At 73.5% G+C, this 16,544-nt stretch carries 18 protein-coding genes; 8 read left to right on the top strand and 10 right to left on the bottom strand.

Annotation, left to right across the window (positions count from 1 at the left end; genetic code table 11):
* Nucleotides 1–40 precede the first annotated feature (40 nt).
* Together ACZ4XJ_RS08145 and ACZ4XJ_RS08140 are read left to right on the top strand one after the other, a co-directional pair.
* Nucleotides 41–907: a PhzF family phenazine biosynthesis protein gene (locus tag ACZ4XJ_RS08145; RefSeq protein ID WP_468495661.1), complete on the top strand. Its 867-nt coding sequence runs from the start codon at nt 41–43 to the stop codon at nt 905–907.
* Nucleotides 907–1,470 (top strand): GNAT family N-acetyltransferase, encoded by a 564-nt coding sequence (locus ACZ4XJ_RS08140; protein ID WP_362877167.1) that lies wholly within the window; start codon nt 907–909, stop codon nt 1,468–1,470. Before ACZ4XJ_RS08145 ends, ACZ4XJ_RS08140 begins: the two co-directional genes overlap by 1 nt.
* 22 nt (nt 1,471–1,492) lie before the next feature.
* Here ACZ4XJ_RS08140 and efeU read toward each other — a convergent pair whose 3' ends face one another.
* The 6 genes from efeU to ACZ4XJ_RS08110 form a co-directional block, all read right to left on the bottom strand.
* A complete protein-coding gene (efeU, locus tag ACZ4XJ_RS08135) occupies nt 1,493–2,335 on the bottom strand; it encodes an iron uptake transporter permease EfeU (RefSeq protein ID WP_362877168.1) in 843 nt (280 codons plus the stop codon).
* A gap of 22 nt (nt 2,336–2,357) precedes the next feature.
* On the bottom strand, nt 2,358–3,629 hold the full coding sequence (gene efeB, locus ACZ4XJ_RS08130) for an iron uptake transporter deferrochelatase/peroxidase subunit (RefSeq protein WP_362877169.1): 1,272 nt from the start codon (nt 3,627–3,629) through the stop codon (nt 2,358–2,360).
* Between the two features lie 30 nt (nt 3,630–3,659).
* Nucleotides 3,660–4,811 (bottom strand): iron uptake system protein EfeO, encoded by a 1,152-nt coding sequence (gene efeO / locus ACZ4XJ_RS08125; RefSeq protein WP_362877170.1) that lies wholly within the window; start codon nt 4,809–4,811, stop codon nt 3,660–3,662.
* Between the two features lie 164 nt (nt 4,812–4,975).
* Nucleotides 4,976–5,881 carry a heme ABC transporter ATP-binding protein gene (locus ACZ4XJ_RS08120; protein ID WP_468495660.1) on the bottom strand — a complete coding sequence of 302 codons (906 nt, stop codon included), beginning with the start codon at nt 5,879–5,881 and terminating at the stop codon, nt 4,976–4,978.
* Nucleotides 5,878–7,065, bottom strand: coding sequence for a FecCD family ABC transporter permease (locus ACZ4XJ_RS08115; RefSeq protein ID WP_468495659.1), 1,188 nt, complete (start codon nt 7,063–7,065; stop codon nt 5,878–5,880). The genes ACZ4XJ_RS08120 and ACZ4XJ_RS08115 overlap by 4 nt, the downstream gene beginning before the upstream one ends.
* Nucleotides 7,066–7,067: 2 nt before the next feature.
* Complete coding sequence (locus tag ACZ4XJ_RS08110; RefSeq protein WP_362877172.1) at nt 7,068–8,090, bottom strand: heme/hemin ABC transporter substrate-binding protein; 1,023 nt, start codon at nt 8,088–8,090, stop codon at nt 7,068–7,070.
* Nucleotides 8,091–8,214: 124 nt separating this feature from the next.
* Between ACZ4XJ_RS08110 and ACZ4XJ_RS08105 the strand changes: the two genes are divergently transcribed.
* The 3 genes from ACZ4XJ_RS08105 to ACZ4XJ_RS08095 are packed head-to-tail and all read left to right on the top strand — an operon-like array spanning nt 8,215 to nt 12,028.
* Nucleotides 8,215–9,660: an HtaA domain-containing protein gene (locus ACZ4XJ_RS08105; protein ID WP_468495658.1), complete on the top strand. Its 1,446-nt coding sequence runs from the start codon at nt 8,215–8,217 to the stop codon at nt 9,658–9,660.
* 51 nt (nt 9,661–9,711) lie between these two features.
* Nucleotides 9,712–11,274, top strand: a complete 1,563-nt coding sequence (locus tag ACZ4XJ_RS08100) for an HtaA domain-containing protein (RefSeq protein WP_468495657.1) — start codon at nt 9,712–9,714, stop codon at nt 11,272–11,274.
* Nucleotides 11,275–11,293: 19 nt separating this feature from the next.
* On the top strand, nt 11,294–12,028 hold the full coding sequence (locus ACZ4XJ_RS08095; protein WP_362877175.1) for a PhzF family phenazine biosynthesis protein: 735 nt from the start codon (nt 11,294–11,296) through the stop codon (nt 12,026–12,028).
* On the opposite strand, the gene ACZ4XJ_RS08090 is transcribed toward ACZ4XJ_RS08095, so the two are convergent.
* Entirely contained in the window at nt 12,018–12,713 is a 696-nt protein-coding gene (locus ACZ4XJ_RS08090) for a biliverdin-producing heme oxygenase (protein ID WP_468495656.1), read from the bottom strand. The genes ACZ4XJ_RS08095 and ACZ4XJ_RS08090 overlap by 11 nt on opposite strands.
* A gap of 80 nt (nt 12,714–12,793) precedes the next feature.
* Entirely contained in the window at nt 12,794–13,651 is an 858-nt protein-coding gene (gene map / locus ACZ4XJ_RS08085) for a type I methionyl aminopeptidase (protein ID WP_468495655.1), read from the bottom strand.
* Between the two features lie 71 nt (nt 13,652–13,722).
* On the opposite strand from map, the gene ACZ4XJ_RS08080 reads away from it, so the two are divergent.
* Nucleotides 13,723–13,968 carry a hypothetical protein gene (locus tag ACZ4XJ_RS08080; RefSeq protein WP_362877178.1) on the top strand — a complete coding sequence of 82 codons (246 nt, stop codon included), beginning with the start codon at nt 13,723–13,725 and terminating at the stop codon, nt 13,966–13,968.
* Between the two features lie 12 nt (nt 13,969–13,980).
* Here the strand turns inward: ACZ4XJ_RS08080 and ACZ4XJ_RS08075 are convergent, their stop codons facing one another.
* The gene (locus ACZ4XJ_RS08075; protein WP_362877268.1) at nt 13,981–14,586 is read right to left on the bottom strand and encodes a hypothetical protein; all 606 of its coding nucleotides are present in this window, start codon (nt 14,584–14,586) and stop codon (nt 13,981–13,983) included.
* Nucleotides 14,587–14,691: 105 nt separating this feature from the next.
* Here ACZ4XJ_RS08075 and npdG point away from each other — a divergent pair, with 105 nt between their 5' ends.
* Both npdG and ACZ4XJ_RS08065 read left to right on the top strand, forming a co-directional pair.
* Nucleotides 14,692–15,396, top strand: coding sequence for an NADPH-dependent F420 reductase (gene npdG, locus ACZ4XJ_RS08070; RefSeq protein WP_362877179.1), 705 nt, complete (start codon nt 14,692–14,694; stop codon nt 15,394–15,396).
* Nucleotides 15,397–15,534: 138 nt separating this feature from the next.
* The gene (locus ACZ4XJ_RS08065; protein ID WP_362877180.1) at nt 15,535–15,714 is read left to right on the top strand and encodes a hypothetical protein; all 180 of its coding nucleotides are present in this window, start codon (nt 15,535–15,537) and stop codon (nt 15,712–15,714) included.
* A 26-nt stretch (nt 15,715–15,740) separates the two neighbouring features.
* On the opposite strand, the gene ACZ4XJ_RS08060 is transcribed toward ACZ4XJ_RS08065, so the two are convergent.
* Nucleotides 15,741–16,544 (bottom strand): site-2 protease family protein, encoded by an 804-nt coding sequence (locus ACZ4XJ_RS08060; RefSeq protein ID WP_362877181.1) that lies wholly within the window; start codon nt 16,542–16,544, stop codon nt 15,741–15,743.

Here is a 16,544-nt window from a genome sequence, read left to right as displayed (position 1 = left end):
CGTCGGGAATGGCGTCCGGGCCGCCGGGGTTGAGCCGATCATGACGACCGAAGTGCTGCGCTACACCGCCTTCTCCGAGGACCCCGCCGGCGGCAACCCCGCCGGGGTCGTCCTCGACGCCTCCGCCCTGGACGAGGCCGCGATGCTGGACGTCGCGGCCCGGCTCGGCTACAGCGAGACGGCCTTCCTCACCGGCCCGGCGGGTTCCGGGGCCGCCGCCCGGGAACCCGGCCGCGGCTTCACCGTCCGCTACTTCAGCCCCAGGGCGGAGGTGCCGTTCTGCGGGCACGCCACCGTGGCGGCCGCCGTGGCGCTGGCCGAGCGGATCGGGCCGGGGGAGCTGGTCTTCGAGACCCGGGCCGGCGTCGTACCGGTGTCCGTCACCGCCGAGGACGGGCACCTGCGGGCCACCCTGACCAGCGTCGTCCCGCACGTCGAGGACATCGCCGCGGCCGACCTCGCCGAGGCGCTGGCCGCGCTCGACTGGCCGGCCGCCGATCTCGACCCGCAGCTGCCGCCGCGCGTCGCCTACGCCGGCGCCCGCCACCTGGTACTCGGCGCCGCCACCCGCGCCCGCCTGGCCGACCTCGCGTACGACTTCGACCGGCTGGACGCCCTGATGCGGCGCCTGGACCTGACCACGGTCCAGCTCGTGCACCGCGCCGGCCCGGCCCTGTTCCACGTGCGCGACCCCTTCCCGGTCGGCGGCGTCGTCGAGGACCCCGCCACCGGAGCCGCCGCGGCCGCCTTCGGCGCGTACGCCCGGCAGCTCGGCCTGGTCGCCGAGGACGCGGTGCTCACCCTCCACCAGGGCGAGGACATGGGCCGCCCCGGCGTCCTGACCGTCGAGCTGCGGGCCGGCGACCCCCGGGTGCGGGTGGCCGGCGCGGGCGTACGCATCCCCTGATGCGACTGCTCTCGTACGCGGAGGCCGACCTCCCCGAGGAACTCGCCGCCCGGATCGCCGCCCTGGAGGCGACGGCCTGGCCGCACGCCACCCCGGGGCACGACCCGGCGCTCGGCCCGCGGGCGCTGCTGCTGGTGGACGCCGACGGGACGGTCGGCGCCTCGTTGGCGCTGCTCCACAAGGAGGTCCCGCTCGCCGGCCGGACCTGGCGCGCGGCCGGCCTCAGCTCGGTGGTGACCCGGCCGGAGCTGCGCGGGCGGGGCCTGGGCGGCCGGCTGGTGGCGGCGGCCCGCGCGGCCCTGGCCGCCGACCCGGCGGTGGACCTGGCGCTGTTCAGCTGCGACCGGCCGCTCGTCCCCTTCTACGAGGGGGCCGGCTTCGACCCGCTGCCCGGCACCGTCCTGGTCGGCGGCACCCCCGACGACCCCCTGTGCACCGACGCCCCCGGCTTCGACAAGACCGTCCTGGCGGCGTTCTTCACCCCCGACCCGGACGCCGACCGGGCCGCGCTGAGCGGCACCCGCGTCCCGCTGCACCCGGGGCGCGTCGACCGGCTCTGGTGACGGCGGACCCCCGGGGTGCGGCTCAGCCCCGCGGGGCCCCGGCGGGCGCGCCGGCGGGCCGGCCGGCGCGGGCCGGCAGCAGGAACAGCGTCAGGACCACCCCGAGGTACAGCGCCCACACCACGAGCTGGAGGACCGTCGGGTCGGGCTGGAAGTTGAAGACGCCCTTCAGCAGCACCCCGTACCAGCTGTCCGGCGGGACGGCGCCGCTGATGTCGAACGCCCGGTTCTCCAGACCGCCGAGGAAACGGGCCTCCTGGAGGTCGTGGACCCCGTACGCGAGGACGCCCGCGGCGACGACGACCAGCATGCCGCCGGTCCAGGTGAAGAACTTCGACAGGTTGATCCTGAGCGCGCCGCGGTAGAACAGCCAGGCCAGCACGATCGCCGTCGCGATGCCGAGCAGCACCCCGACCAGCGGAGCGGAGGAACCCTCGCCGCTCGCCCGTACCGAGGCCCACACGAACAGCGCGGTCTCCAGGCCCTCGCGGCCCACCGCGAGGAAGGCGGTGGCGACGAGCGCGCCGGTGCCCAGCGCGAGCGCCGCGTCGAGCCTGCCGTGCAACTCGCCCTTCAGGTGACGCGCGGTGCGCTTCATCCAGAAGACCATCCACGTCACCAGGCCGACGGCGACGATCGACAGGGTGCCGCCGATCAGTTCCTGCGCCTCGAAGGTCAGTTCCTGCGTGCCGAATTCGAGCAGGGCGCCGAAGGCGAGTGAGATCGCGCAGGCGATCCCGACGCCGATCCACACCGGGCGCAGCGCGGCCCGGTTGTCGGTCTTGACCAGGTAGGCGACCAGGATGCAGACGACGAGGCCCGCTTCCAGGCCCTCGCGCAGGCCGATCAGATAGTTGCCGAACACGGCGGTTCCTCTCCGGAGGGGACTACGCGAACAGCGTCCGGCCCCACCAGTCGTCCTCGTCGAGGACGCCCGGCGGGACGGCGAAGACCGCCGAACCCACGTGCTGGATGTATTCGTTGAGGACGTCCGACTTGGCCAGCGCGCGCTGGATCGGGACGAAGCCCGTACGGACGTCACGCTGGTAGGCCAGGAAGAACAGGCCCGCGTCGAGCCTGCCCAGCCCGTCCGTGCCGTCGGTGAAGGAGTAGCCGCGGCGCAGGATCGTCGCCCCGTCGTTGGAGTCCGGATGGGCCAGGCGGACGTGCGCCTCGGGCTTCATCGCCTTCAGGAACGGCTCGTCGCGCTCCTTGGACTTGCCGACGGGGGCGCCCTCGCCCTTGTCCCGGCCGAAGATGTCCTCCTGCTCCTGGAGGGAGGTGCGGTCCCAGGTCTCGATGTTCATCCGGATGCGCCGGGCGACCAGGTACGAGCCGCCGGCCATCCAGTCGCCGCCGTCGCCGGTGGCGGCCCACACGTGCCGGTCGAGGGCGGCGGTGTCGGTGCCCGAGATGTTCCGGGTGCCGTCCTTGAAGCCCATCATGTTGCGCGGGGTCTGCTCGTCGGGCGTGGTCGACGAGGTCTTGCCGAAGCCGAGCTGCGACCAGCGCATCGCGGTCCGGCCGAAGCCGATGCGGGCCAGCTGCCGGACGGCGTGCACCGCGACCTGCGGGTCGTCGGCGCAGGCCTGGACGCACAGGTCGCCGCCGGAGCGGGCCGGGTCCAGGTTGTCGCCGGGGAAGAGTTCCAGGTCGACGAGGGCCGCCGGGCGCCGGCCCTCCAGCCCGAAGCGGTCCTTGGCGAACAGGCCCGGGCCGAAGCCGATGGTCAGGGTGAGGCGGGAGGCCTTCAGGCCGAGCGCCTCGCCGGTGTCGTCCGGCGGGGCCTCGGGGAGGCCGCCGAAGCCGCCTTCGCCGACCGGCAGTCCGGCGGTCATCAGGCGGGCGGCCGCGGTCCACTCCTTGAGCAGCGCGACCAGTTCGGCGCGGTCCTTGGTCTTCACGTCGAAGGACGCGAAGTGCAGCCGGTCCTGGACGGGCGTGGCGATGCCGGCCTGGTGCGGCCCGTGGAAGGGCACGGCCGCGCCGGACATGCCGGCCGGGACCGGGTCCGATCCGGAGCGGAAGGCCGCGACCCCGCCGCCGGCCGCGGCGGCGCCGAGCGCGATGCCGGCCCCGCCCCAGCCGAGCAGGGCGCGCCGCGAGGGACCGTCCGCCGTGCCGCCGGTCTCCCGCGAATCCGTCGCCGAGTCGCCCATCTGTCTCTCCCGCCTCTCCCGTCCCGTCCGCTACTTGGCGACCGCGGCGGCCAGCTTCGACAGCGGCTCCGCCAGCGCGTTCACGCCGTCGGAGAGCTCCTTGCGGTCCGCCTCGGCGACCTTGTCGTAGGCGGTGAACTCGTAGGAGGTCTTGTCGGCGCGGTACTTGTCGAGCAGCGCGGTCAGTGCGGCGAACTGGGTGTCCAGTTGCTTGGTGAGCGCCGGGTCGTTCTTCTCGGCGGTCGGCTTGAGCAGCTCGTAGGACTTCTGCGCGCCCTCGACGTTGGCCTTGAAGTCGACGAGGTCGGTGTGGCTGTAGCGCTCCTCCTCGCCGGTCACCTTGCCGGTGGCGACCTCGTCGAGGAGCTCCTTGGCGCCGTTGGCCATGGAGGTGGGGGTGATCTCGGCCTGGCCGACCTTCTTCTGCCAGTCGGTGAGGTCGGCGATCAGGGTGTCGGCGAGCTTCTTGTCGTTGTCGTCGATCTTGTTGTCCTGGAAGAGGGACTTCTCCAGGCGGTGCCAGCCCGTCCAGTCCTTGGCCGGGTCCTGGCCGGCCTCCAGGCCGTCCTCGCGGACGTCTACCTTCGGGTCGATGTCGCCGAAGGACTCGGCGACCGGTTCGGTGCGCTCCCAGCCGATGCGGGAGGGCGCGTACGCCTTCTTCGCGGCCTCCACGTCCCCGGCCTTGACGGCGTCGGCGAAGGCCCGGGCCTTCGGGAGCGTCTCGTCGGCCTGCTCCTGCACGTACTTGCGGTACGCGGCGACCGCGGCGTCCAGCTCGGGGCTGCGCTTCTCGCCGCCGCCCTGGCCGGTGGCCTTGACCGCTCGGCGGATGCCGTCGCCCTTCATCCCGGGCTTGCAGACGATCTCGTAGTCGCCGGCCTTGATCTCCGCGGTGATGGAGGCCTTGGTGCCGGGGCCGATGTTCTCCCGCTCGGTGACGATGCGGTCGTCGGGGAAGAGCACGTAGAGCTCGGTGACCTTGGAGCCCTTGTTCTCGACGTCGATGGTGACCTTGCCCGCCGGGAACTCCTTCGCGGAGACCTCGCAGGCGCTGTCGGTCGCCGTCACCTTGATCGCGTCGGAGCCCGCCCCGCCGCTCTTCTCGGCGCAGCCGGTGACGGCGGTGAGCGCGGCCACGGCGGCGGCCGCGGTGAGGACGGTGATGCGGGCGGGGCGCATGGGGGCTCCTGGCGAGGCTGAGAAAGGGGGAGAAGCGGCTGAGGCAGCCCTAACTTAACCAAGGCTTACCTCACCTCAACGCGCCCGTCCAGTGAATCACCTCTCACATTTCCGTCCCGGACACAAGCCCGTCACGGCCCCGCCATTTCGCTCTCAAGCAGAGGTCAAGCGCGGGTCAAGTCGGGGCCCGCGGCCCGATCGGCCTGACCCCCGACCGACGTCGAGCCGTCCCGCGCGCGCGACGGGACGACGAGCGGCGCGCCGGTGCGCGGGTGCGGGAACACCTCCACCGGCTGCCGGTAGACCCGGCTCAACAGTTCGTCGCGGAACACCTCGGCCGGGGGACCGTCCGCCGCGATCCGACCGTCGTGGAGCACGGCCGTCCGGTCCGCGTACGCCGCCGCCAGCCCGAGGTCGTGCAGGACGACGACCACCGCGTCCCCGGCCGCCGCCCGCTCCCGGCAGATCCGCAGCACCAGTTCCTGGTGGCGCAGGTCCAGGGCCGCCGTGGGCTCGTCGAGCAGCAGCAGCGGCGCCCGCTGGGCCAGGACGCGGGCCAGCGCGACGCGGGCCCGTTCGCCGCCGGACAGGGCGGAGAAGGGCCGCCCGGCGAAGTGGCCGACCTCGGTGGCGGCCATGGCGGCGGCCACCTCGGCCTCGTCCGCGTCGGCGAAGGCGGTGCCCGCCCAGGGCGCGCGGCCCATCCGTACGACGTCCGCGACGGGGAAGGGGAAGGACAGGGCGGCGGACTGGGGGAGCACGGAGCGGCGCAGGGCCAGCTCGGGCGCCGACCAGTCGCCCACCGGGCGCCCGTCGATCCGTACGGTCCCGGAGGTGGCGGGCAGGTCGGCGGCGAGCGCGGCGAGCAGGGTGGACTTCCCCGCGCCGTTCGGCCCGACCAGCGCCAGCACCTCGCCGGCCACGGCGCTCAGGCCGATCCCGGCGAGCACCTCGCGGTCCCCGAGCCGCAGGTGCAGGTCCTCGACCTCCGCGAGCACGGCGCCGGGCAGCGGGCGGTCCGGCAGGGTCCGCTTGCGCCGGCCGAACAGCCCGGTCAGCTTGCTGGTCACGCCCAGCCTCCTTGCCTGCGGCGGGTGCGGCGCAGCAGCCAGAAGAAGAACGGGCTGCCGATCAGGGCGGTCAGCACGCCGAGGGGCAACTCGGCGGGCCGGGCGAGCGTACGGGCGGCCAGGTCGCCCGCGAGCAGCACGAGGGCCCCGGCCAGCGCGCTGCCGGGCACCAGGAACCGGTGCCCGGGGCCGTTCGCCATCCGCAGCAGGTGCGGGACCAGCAGGCCGACGAAGGTGATGACGCCCGCGACGGCCACGGCCGCCGCCGTCAGCAGCGCCACCACCAGGATCAGGGCCAGCCGCAGCCGTTCCACGTCGATGCCGAGGTGGCGGGCCGGGCGCTCACCGAGCGCGAGCAGGTCCAGCTCGCGCGCGTAGAAGGGGGCGACGAGCAGACCGGCGAGCGTGCAGGGGAGCACGGCGAGCACCTTGGGCCAGGTGGCCTGGGCGAGTGAGCCGAGCTGCCAGAAGGTGATCTGGTTGACCTGGCCGCTGTCCGCGAAAAAGATGAACATGCCGATCAGGGCGCCCGCGAAGGCGTTCACGGCGATGCCGGTGAGGATCAGGGTGACGACCTCGGTGCGGCCCCCGTTGCGGGACAGCAGGTACACGGCGCCGACGGTGATCAGACCCGCGACGAAGGCGCAGGCGGTGATGGTCCAGTTGCCGAGGAAGCTGAGGCCCAGTCCGATCGCGGCGACCGCGCCGACGGCGGCGCCCGCCGAGATGCCGATCACGCCGGGCTCGGCGAGCGGGTTGCCGAAGACGCCCTGCATCAGTGCGCCGGCGCAGCCCAGGCTCGCGCCGACCAGCAGCGCGAGCACGACGCGGGGCAGCCGTACGTTCCACAGCACGCTCTCCCCGACCCGGTCGAGGGCGGACCCGCCGAGGCCCATGTGGTGCTGGAGGGAGGCGAGTACGTCCCCGGTCGGGATGCGGTAGGCGCCGGTCCCGGCGGACAGCAGCGCGAGCGCGACGAGGGCGGCGGCGAGGACGACGGTGAGCACCGGGGCCCGGCGCCCGCGCGGCGTGGCGGGAGCCGCGTCGGGTCCGCCCGGTCGGGCGGGCTCCCCGGCGCGCTTCGGGTCCGCTACGCGGTCCGCGGGCCGGTCCGCCGGCGCGGCCGCGGTCGGTCGGTCCGCGGCGAAACCGGCCGCCTGCGGGGGGTCGTAGGGGAGGGTCATGCTCAGGCGCCCTTGCCGTGGAGCTGCGCGACCAGGGAGGAGAGCACCTGGTCGGTGCGGGGGCCGTAGTTGAGCAGCACGCCGTCGTCGACGGAGACCACCCGGCGGTCCATGCCGGCCGGTGTCTGGGCGACACCGGGGACCTTGACCAGGCCGTCCACGCCACCGACCGATTCGAGGCCCTTGGTCATGACGAGGATCGCGTCGGGCGCGGCGGCGGCGAGGGCCTCGCTGGTGATCGGGGTGAAGTCCTTGCCGAGGCCGGACTCCTTGCCGGTGTCGACGGCGCCCGCGGCCTCCAGCAGCGAGGCCGCGCCGGAGTCGGAGCCGCCGAGCAGGTACACGGAGGCGGTGCCGCGCAGGTAGAGGAAGGCCACGCGGGGCTTCTTTCCGGCGCCGGCGGCGGCCGGAACGTCCTTGCGGGCGGCGGCGATCCGGTCGGCGGTGCGTTGGTTGAGCCGCGTACCGGCGTCCTTGACGCCCAGCGCGCCGGCCACCGCGTCGATCCGCCTCGGGACGTCCTCCAGCGCCTTGGCGGGGGCGATCACCAGGACCGGGATGCCGGCGTCACGGATCTGCTGCACCGCTTCCGCGGGACCGGTGGTGGTTTCGGCCAGCACCAGCGTCGGGCGCAGCGACAACACGCTCTCGGCGGAGACGTCGTGTCCACGTGTCACCACCGGCAGGGCGGAGGCCTGCGCGAAGGTGGCGGTGATGTCCCGGGCGACGACCTGCTTGCCGAGCCCGAGGGTCTGGACGATCTCGTTGAGGCTGCCCGTCAGCGGAATGATCCGCTCGGCCGAGGTGACGGTCACCCGGGCGCCGTCCGCCGAGGGCACCGTCACCGGCAGCGCCGGCACCGGCGTCGCGGCGAGCGGTTCGATCCGGTCCGCGACGGTCGCGGCGCTCGCCGCCGGGGAATGTTCGGGGGCGGCCGTACCTCCGCAACCCGTCACCGCGAGGGCCGTCGCCACGAGGGCAACGGCGAGGCGGGGGAAGCGGTTTGACGCGGCGGGCGTAGGCACGAAGGCACCGTCCTGATCGTCCGACTGGGGGCTTTGAGGTTCTGCCGGGCGTGGGGGTTCCCCCCTTGACCGGGATAGCTTAGGTTAGCCTAACCTCACATGCCAGACCCTGGAGGGGACGTTCATGCCCGCAAGACCCGTCCGTGTGTTCGCCGTCGCCCTGCTGGCGGCCCTGCTGGGAGCCCTGCTCCCGGCCACCGCGGCGCATGCGGCGAGCCGTTCCGTACAGGGCGGCCGACTGGACTGGGGCCTCAAGTCCTCCTTCCAGAGCTACGTCACCGGTCCCATCGCCAAGGGCGGCTTCACGCTGCGCGGCGGAGCCGCCACCGCCGGCGGCAGCCTCTTCCGCTTCCACTCGGCGAACGGCTCCTACGACCCGGACACGGGTGAGTTCACGGCCGCCTTCACCGGCGGCGTGGCCTTCCAGGGCCACCGGAAGCCCGACGGCGCGTACGAGCTGGACATGACCGTCAGCCGGCCGACCATCAAGATCTCCGGCGGCGGCGGCACCCTCTACCTGGACGTCTCCAGCAAGGCCAAGGACACCGGGGCGGTCACCCAGCAGTCCCAAGTCCCCTTCGCCACGCTGGGTCTGCGCGGCATCAACATGAAGGGCGGCGGCAGCCCGCTCACCCTCACCAACGTTCCGGCCACCCTCACGGAACAGGGCGCCAAGGCCTTCGCCGGCTACTACCGGGCCGGCGCGCAGCTCGACCCGCTCTCGCTGTCCGCCGACGTCAAGGCGCCGGCCGCCGAACAGCCCGCGCAGCAGCCCGCGCCGCAGGCCCCGCAGACCCCGGGCGCCCCCGCCGCGACCCCCCGGGCACCGGGCGGCTTCACCGACGCCGCCGTCGACTGGGGCATCCGCCGCACCTTCCGCGAGTACGTCTCCGGATCCGTCGGCCAGGGCCGGTGGACCCTCACCGACGGCGCCCAGGACGGCGGCGCCCTCTTCCGCTTCCCCCAGGGCAAGGGCGCGTACGACGCCCGGGAGGGCACCCTCGACGCCGCGTTCGCCGGCGCCGTGCACTTCACCGGCGCCCACCTCGACCTCAAGCTCGCCAAGGTCGCCGTGAAGGTGGAGAACGGCAAGGGCGTCCTGTCCGCCGACGTCACCACCGGAGCCGACACCAAGAGCGCGGTGCCCCTCGTCGAGTTCGACGCCAAGGCGCTGAAGACCGAGGGCAACCTCGCCACCGTCACCGAAGCCCCGGCCACCCTCACCGAGGGCGGCTCCCGGGCCTTCAACTCCATGTACAAGGCCGGCACCGAGATGGACCCGATCTCGCTCGCCGTCGCCCTGGACGCCGGCGCGCGGTTGCCCGTCCTGCCCGACCTGGGTTCCACCGCCGCCGCCGCGCCGGCCTCCCCGGCGGCCTCGCCGTCCACCGGTCCCGCCCCGGCGCCCGCCGCCGCGGCGGCCGAGTCCTCCGACACCGGGCTGTACGTCGCCCTCGCCGCGGCCGCCTTGGTCCTGGCGGGCGGCGCGGCCTTCCTGGTGCTCCGGTCGCGCCGCGCGAACGCGGCCGAGCCCGCGGCCGGGGTGCCCGCGTCCCCCGACGCGCCGTAGCGCCCGCCCCACCCCTTCCTTCCTTTCCGGTCCTTCAGGAGCACTTGAGCCATGTCGTCCCACCGCCGTCCGATCGCCGTCGCGGCCGCCGTCCTCACCGCGGTCGCCCTCGGAAACACCGCCTTCGCCCTGCCCGCGACCGCCAACGGCAACGCCCGGGTCCCGGCCGTCGGCGCGCCGGCCGCCGCCGCCCCCGTCCCGGTGCTCGACGGCACCCTGGACTGGGGGGTGCTGACGAGCCTGCGCGAGTACGTGAAGGGCGTCGGCTCGGTCACCGCGCAGGACGGGGCCACCGAGATACCCGGCGGCTTCCGCTTCGGCCGGGCGACGGGCCAGTACGACAAGGACGGCGGCCACGTCGTGACCGCGGCATTCAAGGGCCGGGTGGTCTTCGACGCGAGCGCGCACGGGTTCGTCGTGAAGATGGAGAACTTCCGGATCAGCACCGGTACGAAGAAGCTGACGGCCGACGTCACCGAGAACGGCACGCTCACGCCGAACGTCCCCGTCGCGGACGTGGCCTTCGCCGGAATGAACATGGCGGGCCTCAGCACCAAGCTGACCCCCGAGTTCGCCGCCGTGTTCGCCCGCCCCGCCTACGCGGGCGCGGACGGGGACAAGGTGACGGTGGCGCTGGAGTTCCAGGCGCCCCCGAAGCCGCCCGTGACGCCGCCGGTCACTCCGCCCGTTACGCCGCCCGTCACCCCGCCGGTGACGCCGCCGGTGACCCCGCCCGTGACGCCGCCGGTGACCCCGCCGGTGACGCCTCCCGTGACGCCGCCGGTGACCCCGCCCGTGACGCCCCCCGTCACCCCGCCCGTCGACGGCCCGCAGAAGATCCTGAGCGGCAAGCTGACCTGGGGCGTCATGCAGTCCTTCCGCGACTACGTCGGGGAGAAGGGCATCACCGCGTCCGGCGGCGCCGTCAAGAGCGGCACCACCTACGCGTTCGCCTTCGGCAAGGGCGAGCTCGACACCAAGAACCGCAAGCTGAACGCCGCCTTCGACGGCACCCTGCGCTTCGAGTACGCGGCACACGGCCTCGACCTGACGTTCAGCAACATCCGCGTCGTCGGCAACGGCGGGGCCGGCACGCTGACCCTGGACGCGAAGACGGCCGCGGGCCTGCGCAAGGACATCCCGTTCGCGACGCTCGACCTGTCGAAGGTCGAGTACCGGGCCAAGGGCGGCCTGCTGGCCCTCAACGCGGTCCCCGCCGTCTTCACCGAGCAGGGCTCCGCCGTCTTCGCCAACGACAACGCCGTCCTGGACAAGTACAAGCCGGGCAAGCCGATGGACTCCCTCGACCTCTCGGTCGCCGTCGACAAGGACGTCACCCTCCCGCCGACCGGCACCGCCGGCGGCAGCGGCTCCTCGGGCGGCAGCACCACGGGCGGCGCCGGCACCACCGGCGGCAGCACGGGCGGCGCCGCGGGCGGCGGCTCCGTCGGCGGTGGTGGTTCGGTCGGTGGCGGCGGCTCCGTCGGCGGCCACCTGGCCACCACCGGATCCGAGGTCCCTGCGGGCGCCCTCCTCGGCGCCTCCGCCCTGGTGGTCGCCGCCGGCGCGGGCGCGGTGTACGTCGCCCGCCGTCGCCGAACGGCCCAGGCCTGAGCCGTGTTTGAATGCCCGCGTGAACGATCTGGATGTGCTCAAGGTCTTCTGCGCGGGTGACGGCCGCTTCGGCAATCCGCTCGGAGTGGTCCGCGACGGCCGCACCTGCCCGGACGACGCGTCCCGGCAGGCGCTGGCCGCCGAACTCGGCTACAGCGAGACGGTGTTCGTCGACGACCCCGAACGCGGGGTCGTCGACATCCGTACGCCCGGCACCCGGATGGCGTTCGCGGGGCACCCGCTCGTCGGCGTCGCCTGGTTGCTCGACATCGAGGAGCTCAACCCGCCGGCCGGCTCCGTATGGGCCCGCGGGGACGGGGAGTTCACCTGGATCACGGCCCGCCCCGAGTGGGTCACCGGCAAGCGCACCGAGCGGTACGCGAGCGCGGCCGAGGTCGACGCCCTGCCCGCCCCGCCCCCGGGCGAGGGCTGGCTGTACGCCTGGGCCTGGGAGGACGAGGCCGCCGGCCGGATCCGGGCCCGCGGCTTCCCCCGGCGCCCCGACGGCGCCGTCACCGAGGACGAGGCCACCGGCTCGGCGGCGCTCCTGCTGACCGCGCAGCTCGGCCGCGCCCTGAACATCACCCAGGGCGAGGGCTCACAGATCCTCACCGCCCCCGCGCCCGACGGCACGATCGAGCTCGGCGGCCGCGTCCGCTTCGCCGACTGGCGGGACCCGAACGCGACGGAGGGCCGGCCCGGTGCGGTGCGCACCGGGCCGGCCCTGTCGTTCCCGTACAGGATCAGGCGCTGAGGCGGAACTGCTCGCCCAGCTCGCGGAAGACCGCGCCGTTGAAGTCGAAGGCGCGCTTGCACTCGTCGACGATGCGCTGCTTCTCCAGGTCGTCCGCGGCGATCGCGTCCAGCAGCTCCCGGTAGGTCCGCTTGAAGGCGGCCGGGTTGGAGATGTCGGCGAACACGTAGAACCGGACGCCGTCGCCCTTGCGCTCGAAGCCCCAGGTGCGCTCCGCCTTGTCGCGGATGATCTGGCCGCCGGAGAGGTCGCCCAGGTAGCGCGTGTAGTGGTGGGCCACGTACCCGCCCGGCCAGGACGTCGCGCACTCGGCGACGCGCTCGGCGTACGCCGCGGTCGCGGGCAGCGCGACCATGCTCCGGCGCCAGTCGGGCCCGCGCAGGTGGGCCAGGTCCCGCTCGATCTCGGCCAGCCGCATCAGCTCGGGCTGTATGAACGGCCCGGCCACCGGGTCCTCCCGGAGGGCTTCGGCCGCGTCCTCCAGCGCCCGGTACACGAACCACAGCTGTTCGGTGTAGCGGGTGTAGGCGTCCACGCCGAGCCGCCCGCCGAGCAGGTCGCTCATGAACGTCGAGGTCTCGGCCTCGGTGTGCTGCTCGTGCGAGGCGACACGGATGACCGTGGAGAAGGCGTCCAAGACGGACCTCCGGAAGGAAGGAAACAGGCGTGGCGGCAGTGCCGCCATGCCCGATCTTCCTACTTAGGCATGCCTAAGTCAATGTGTTCCCGACGTCTTGTCGGTAAAAGGGTCCGGATGGTTCATGCCTATGGCAAGGTCAGGATCTCCGCCCCGCCGTCCGTCACCACGAGCGTGTGTTCGAACTGCGCGGTCCGCTTGCGGTCCTTCGTCACCACGGTCCAACCGTCGTCCCACATGTCGTACTCGTGGGTGCCCAGCGTCAGCATCGGCTCGATGGTGAAGGTCATGCCGGGCTCGATGACGGTCGTGGCGTGCGGGCTGTCGTAGTGCGGGATGATCAAGCCGGAGTGGAACGACGAGTTGATGCCGTGCCCGGTGAAGTCCCGGACCACCCCGTACCCGAAGCGCTTCGCGTACGACTCGATGACCCGACCGATGATGTTGATCTGCCGGCCCGGCTTGACCGCCTTGATCGCCCGGTTCAGGGCCTCGCGGGTGCGCTCCACCAACAGCCGCGACTCCTCGTCCACGTCCCCGCACAGGTAGGTGGCGTTGTTGTCGCCGTGCACCCCGCCGATGTACGCGGTCACGTCGAGGTTCACGATGTCGCCGTCCCGCAGGACGGTCGAGTCGGGGATGCCGTGACAGATGACCTCGTTGAGCGAGGAGCACAGGGACTTCGGGAAGCCCCGGTAGCCCAGCGTCGACGGGTAGGCGCCGTGGTCGCACATGTACGCGTGGGCGACCGCGTCCAGCTCATCGGTGGTCACCCCCGGCGCGATGAGCTTGGCGGCCTCCTCCATCGCCTGGGCGGCGATCCGGCCGGCGATGCGCATGGCCTCGATGGTCTCGGCCGTCTGCACCTCCGGTCCGGTGTACGGAGTGGGCGCGGGCTTGCCCACGTACTCGGGCCGGCGGATGTTTCCGGGAACGGAACGGACGGGAGAGAGCTCGCCTGGTACGAGCAGCGACTGGCCAGACATGCGAGCGAGTGTATCCAGCGGGGATGGGGCAGCATGGCTGCGAGAGCAGCATCGAGAGGAGCCGGACGACGATGCCCCTGTTCAAGAAGCGTCAGGTGGGCAAGCCGGGCGAGTGGTACTACTGCCTGGTCCACAACAAGGTCGAAGAGGGCCCCGATTGCCCCGCCAAGGACCGCTTCGGCCCGTACGGGAGCCCCGAGGAGGCCGGCCACGCCATGGAGACGGCGCAGGAGCGCAACCTCGAATGGCAGAACGACCCCAAGTGGAACGACAAGACCCGCGAGGGCGAGGGCGAGGGCGGGAGCAGCACGCCGTAGCGCCCGGCGCGCCTACCAGCGGCTGGGCGGCGGGGCCGTCAGCTGGTCGGCCAGCCGCGCCAGCCGGTCGCGCAGCCGCCCCGGCCCCCGCCGGGACGGTGGGCCGTTCTCCCCCGCCGCCGCACTGACGAGGTGCTGCACCGTGTCCAGGTCCAGCCCGGCGGTGTCCCGCGGCACCGACAGCGCCTCGTGCGCGAGCCCGGTGAGCTCCGGGTCCCCGCCGTCCAGCGCCAGTACGGTGGCTCCCGCGCGGCGGGCGTCGTGGACCCGCTCCAGCAGCCCCGCGCCCGGCCGCTCCGGGGCCACCACCAGCAGCGTGTGCCCGCGCCGGGCCGCCTCCAGCCGGCCCAGCCCGACCGACAGGTGCGGCGGCTCACCCGGCAGCACCCGGTGGCGCACCAACGTCGGCGCCAGCTCCGCCAGCCCCGACCAGGCGGCCTCGTCCACCAGGTGCGCGGCCATGTGCCAGGGCTCGTACTGCTCCGTGCCCACCAGCAGCAGCCCGCTCCCGGACGGCGCCACCGACCGCCGCAGCGAACCGGCGAACCGGCGGGCCTCCCGAGGCCACTGCGTACCGGCGAGCACCTCGCGCAGCAGCGCGACCCTGACGGCGTCCATGGCGGCATCCTGCACCATCGGGCCCACCCGCAGGAGCGCTTCCTTCCACTTGGTCGGGTCCCACGGGACTCGAACCCGCGACTACTCGGCAGTACCCTCGCCCCCATGACCTCCACAGACAGCACGCAGAAGCCGCCGGCCAAGGACCCCTGGGACCTGCCGGACGTCTCCGGCCTCGTCGTCGGCGTCCTCGGCGGCACCGGCGACCAGGGCCGCGGCCTCGCCTACCGGCTCGCCCGGGCCGGCCAGAAGGTGATCATCGGCTCCCGCGCCGCCGACCGGGCCGAGACCGCCGCGACGGAACTCGGCCTCGGCGTCGAGGGCGCCGACAACGCCGACTGCGCGCGCCGCAGCGACATCGTGATCATCGCGGTGCCGTGGGAGGGCCACGCCAAGACCCTCGAAGCCCTCCGCGAGGACCTCGCCGGCAAGCTCGTCGTGGACTGCGTCAACCCGCTCGGCTTCGACAAGCAGGGCGCCTACGCCCTCCGGGTCGAAGAGGGCAGCGCCGCCCAGCAGGCCGCGGCCCTGCTCCCCGACTCCCGCGTCACGGCCGCCTTCCACCACCTGTCGGCCGTCCTGCTCCAGGACGCCTCGGTGGAGGAGATCGACACCGACGTGATGGTCCTCGGCGAGTCCCGCGCCGACACCGACCTCGTCCAGGCCCTCGCCGCCCGCATTCCCGGCATGCGCGGCGTCTTCGCGGGCCGGCTGCGGGGCGCCCACCAGGTCGAGGCGATGGTCGCCAACCTGATCTCCACCAACCGCCGCTACAAGGCCCACGCGGGCCTGCGCCTCACCGACGTGTGAGCCCGCCGCCGGGGCCGCCCACCGCGGTCCCGGCGCCCGCGGCCGTGCCCCGGCCGTGCCCCGGACGTCCGCGACGCGCCGCATGGGGGACACTGGATGGGCTCGACCCCGCCCCGTGTCGCCGAGGAGCTGTTCCCGATGCCCCGCCTTGCCGTGTTCGCCGTTGTCGTCTGCGTCCTCGCCGTGGCCGCCGCCGTGGTCGCCTTCGTGGAGGGCAGCTTCCTGGGGATCATCTGGGTGCTGCTGGCCGGCCTGACGTCCAACATGGCCTGGTACTACGTACGCAAGGCCAAGGCGGAGAAGGCCCAGCAGGTCTGACCCCGCCGCCGGGCCGGCGCCCGCCGCTACTCGGCCGGGACCGCGCAGAAGTAGCCGTCGGAGTCGTTCCAGAAGCGGTACAGGTCGCGACCGCAGTACGTGTCCAGGTCCGACACGCCGAGCGCGCTCAGCACCCCGCTCACCGTGTCGAAGAAGAACGTGTTGACGGCCGGGATCCACAGCAGCACGAACACCCCGATCAGCGCGAACGGCGCCAGCGGCTCCACCTCGCGGCGCACCCGCGGCGGCAGCCACGGCTCGATGACGCCGTACCCGTCCAGCCCCGGCACCGGCAGGAAGTTCAGAATCGCCGCCGACACCTGGAGCAGCGCCAGGAAGGCCAACGCCACCCGGAACGGCACCGGCACCCCGTCCAGGGCGCCCAGCCAGAACGGCGCGGTGCACACCACGGCGAAGGCCACGTTCACGAGCGGGCCCGCCGCCGAGATCAGGCTGTGCTTCCAGCGGCCCTGGATCCGACCCCGCTCGATGTACACGGCGCCACCGGGCAGACCCAGCCCGCCCAGGATCACGAAGACCACCGGCAGGACGATGCTGAGCAGCGGGTGCGCGTACTTCAGCGGGTTCAGCGTCAGGTAGCCCTTCGAACCGACGCTGATGTCACCGCCGTGCAGGGCGGTGCGGGCGTGCGCGTACTCGTGCAGGCACAGCGAGACGATCCACGCCGAGGTCACGAAGAGGAAGACGGCCAGCCCCGGGCTCGACGCGTAGCCCGTCCACACGGCCCAGCCCGTGACCGCCATGACGGCGACGACGCAGAGGAATACCGAACTGATCTGCCGCTCGCCGCGGCTGCCCTGGTGACCCAT

The organism is Streptomyces sp. NPDC029836 (genome assembly GCF_055574495.1).
The sequence above is the reverse complement of the archived record's forward strand: the minus strand, read 5'-3'. Positions and strand labels throughout refer to the sequence as shown.

Excerpts from the sequence above, each read along its gene's own strand:
- ACZ4XJ_RS08115 (WP_468495659.1), bottom strand. The coding sequence starts at position 7,065 with ATGACCCTCCCCTACGACCCCCCGCAGGCGGCCGGTTTCGCCGCGGAC.
- ACZ4XJ_RS08075 (WP_362877268.1), bottom strand. The coding sequence starts at position 14,586 with ATGGACGCCGTCAGGGTCGCGCTGCTGCGCGAGGTGCTCGCCGGTACG.
- npdG (WP_362877179.1), top strand. The coding sequence starts at position 14,692 with ATGACCTCCACAGACAGCACGCAGAAGCCGCCGGCCAAGGACCCCTGG.
- ACZ4XJ_RS08060 (WP_362877181.1), bottom strand. The coding sequence starts at position 16,544 with ATGGGTCACCAGGGCAGCCGCGGCGAGCGGCAGATCAGTTCGGTATTC.
- ACZ4XJ_RS08065 (WP_362877180.1), top strand. The coding sequence starts at position 15,535 with ATGCCCCGCCTTGCCGTGTTCGCCGTTGTCGTCTGCGTCCTCGCCGTG.
- ACZ4XJ_RS08145 (WP_468495661.1), top strand. The coding sequence starts at position 41 with ATGACGACCGAAGTGCTGCGCTACACCGCCTTCTCCGAGGACCCCGCC.
- map (WP_468495655.1), bottom strand. The coding sequence starts at position 13,651 with ATGTCTGGCCAGTCGCTGCTCGTACCAGGCGAGCTCTCTCCCGTCCGT.
- efeB (WP_362877169.1), bottom strand. The coding sequence starts at position 3,629 with ATGGGCGACTCGGCGACGGATTCGCGGGAGACCGGCGGCACGGCGGAC.
- ACZ4XJ_RS08100 (WP_468495657.1), top strand. The coding sequence starts at position 9,712 with ATGTCGTCCCACCGCCGTCCGATCGCCGTCGCGGCCGCCGTCCTCACC.
- ACZ4XJ_RS08090 (WP_468495656.1), bottom strand. The coding sequence starts at position 12,713 with ATGGCGGCACTGCCGCCACGCCTGTTTCCTTCCTTCCGGAGGTCCGTC.
- efeO (WP_362877170.1), bottom strand. The coding sequence starts at position 4,811 with ATGCGCCCCGCCCGCATCACCGTCCTCACCGCGGCCGCCGCCGTGGCC.
- ACZ4XJ_RS08080 (WP_362877178.1), top strand. The coding sequence starts at position 13,723 with ATGCCCCTGTTCAAGAAGCGTCAGGTGGGCAAGCCGGGCGAGTGGTAC.
- ACZ4XJ_RS08105 (WP_468495658.1), top strand. The coding sequence starts at position 8,215 with ATGCCCGCAAGACCCGTCCGTGTGTTCGCCGTCGCCCTGCTGGCGGCC.
- ACZ4XJ_RS08140 (WP_362877167.1), top strand. The coding sequence starts at position 907 with ATGCGACTGCTCTCGTACGCGGAGGCCGACCTCCCCGAGGAACTCGCC.